Origin of the sequence: Streptomyces sp. NPDC086147 (assembly GCF_040702165.1) — a bacterium.
Taxonomy (GTDB): domain Bacteria; phylum Actinomycetota; class Actinomycetes; order Streptomycetales; family Streptomycetaceae; genus Streptomyces.
The window spans coordinates 1-1,426 of sequence record NZ_JBFBJO010000056.1 but is presented as its reverse complement, the minus strand read 5'-3'; the positions used below and the strand labels follow the sequence as shown (position 1 = coordinate 1,426).

At 71.0% G+C, this 1,426-nt stretch carries 2 protein-coding genes; both read right to left on the bottom strand.

Annotated elements, in window-relative coordinates; all coding sequences use genetic code 11:
• The coding region (locus tag AB0398_RS34260) for a homocysteine S-methyltransferase family protein (RefSeq protein ID WP_366379579.1) at positions 1 to 1,085 on the bottom strand (1,085 nt) is incomplete at its 3' end.
• 119 nt (positions 1,086 to 1,204) lie between these two features.
• On the bottom strand, positions 1,205 to 1,426 hold a 222-nt coding region (locus tag AB0398_RS34255), incomplete at its 5' end, for a methionine adenosyltransferase domain-containing protein (protein ID WP_366378815.1).

The following is a 1,426-nucleotide window of genomic DNA, read 5'->3' as shown; positions in this document are numbered from 1 at the left end:
AGCATCGCCTCACGGAACTTCTTCGACCCGTTCGCGTTCGTCCGCTCACCGATCGCCATGTACGACGTGTCCTGCCGGAACGGCACCGTCTGGTACAGCGACGCCGCACCCGGTTCAGGACGGGGAGAGCGCTCGGGAGGCGTGATGCCCCGCATCCGCTCCACGACCTGCCGCAGGTGCTCCGGCGTCGACCCGCAGCAGCCGCCGACCAGCGACAGCCCGTAGTCGCGGACGAAGTTCTCCTGCGCGTCGGCCATCTCGGGCGGGGTCAGCGGGAAGTACGCGCCGTTCTTGGTGAGCACCGGCAGGCCCGCGTTCGGCATGCACATCAACGGCGTGCGGGAGTGGCGGGAGAGATAACGCAGGTGCTCGCTCATCTCGGCCGGACCCGTCGAGCAGTTGAGGCCGATCATGTCGATGCCCAGCGGCTCCAGGGCCGTCAGGGCGGCGCCGATCTCGGAACCGAGCAGCATGACCCCGGTCGTCTCGAAGGCGAGCGAGCAGATCAGCGGCACGTCCACGCCCAGGGCGTCCATCGCGCGCCGCGCGCCGATCAGGCTCGACTTGGTCTGGAGGAGGTCCTGCGTCGTCTCCACGATCAGCGCGTCGGCGCCGCCGGCGAGCAGGCCCTCGGCGTTCCGCTGGTAGCCGTCGCGCAGCACGTCGTACGTGATGTGGCCGAGGGACGGCAGTTTGGTGCCGGGGCCGATCGAGCCCAGGACCCAGCGCTGGCGGCCGTCCCGCGCGCCGAACTCGTCGGCGACCTCGCGGGCGATCCGGGCACCGGCCTCGGAGAGCTCGTGGACGCGCTCGGGGATGTCGTACTCGCCCAGGGCCGCGTGGTTGGCGCCGAAGGTGTTGGTCTCGACGCAGTCGACGCCGACGGAGAAGTACTCCTCGTGCACCGAGCGGACGATGTCGGGCCGGGTGACGTTCAGGATCTCGTTGCAGCCCTCCAGGTTCTGGAAGTCCTCCAGCGTCGGGTCCTGGGCCTGGAGCATGGTTCCCATGGCTCCGTCGGCGACCACCACGCGGGCCGCGAGGGCCTCGCGGAGGGCGGCGGCGCGGGCGGCGGGTCCGGTCATCGCGATGGGCACGGGGGCTCCTGTAGGGGTTCGGGAAACGGGCCGGGAAGGTCCGGACACAGCCGCACACGGCCGGGCCCGGCCGTACACAGCCGGGCCCGGTCGCGTCCGTCCGGGGGTCAGACTCCGGCGGCCTTCTTGAGGGCGTCGACCCGGTCGGTGCGCTCCCAGGTGAAGTCGGGCAGCTCGCGGCCGAAGTGGCCGTAGGCGGCGGTCTGGGAGTAGATCGGGCGCAGCAGGTCCAGATCGCGGATGATCGCGGCCGGGCGCAGGTCGAAGACCTCGGCGATGGCGTTCTCGATCTTCTCGGTCTCCACCGTGTGGGTGCCGAAGGTCTCCAC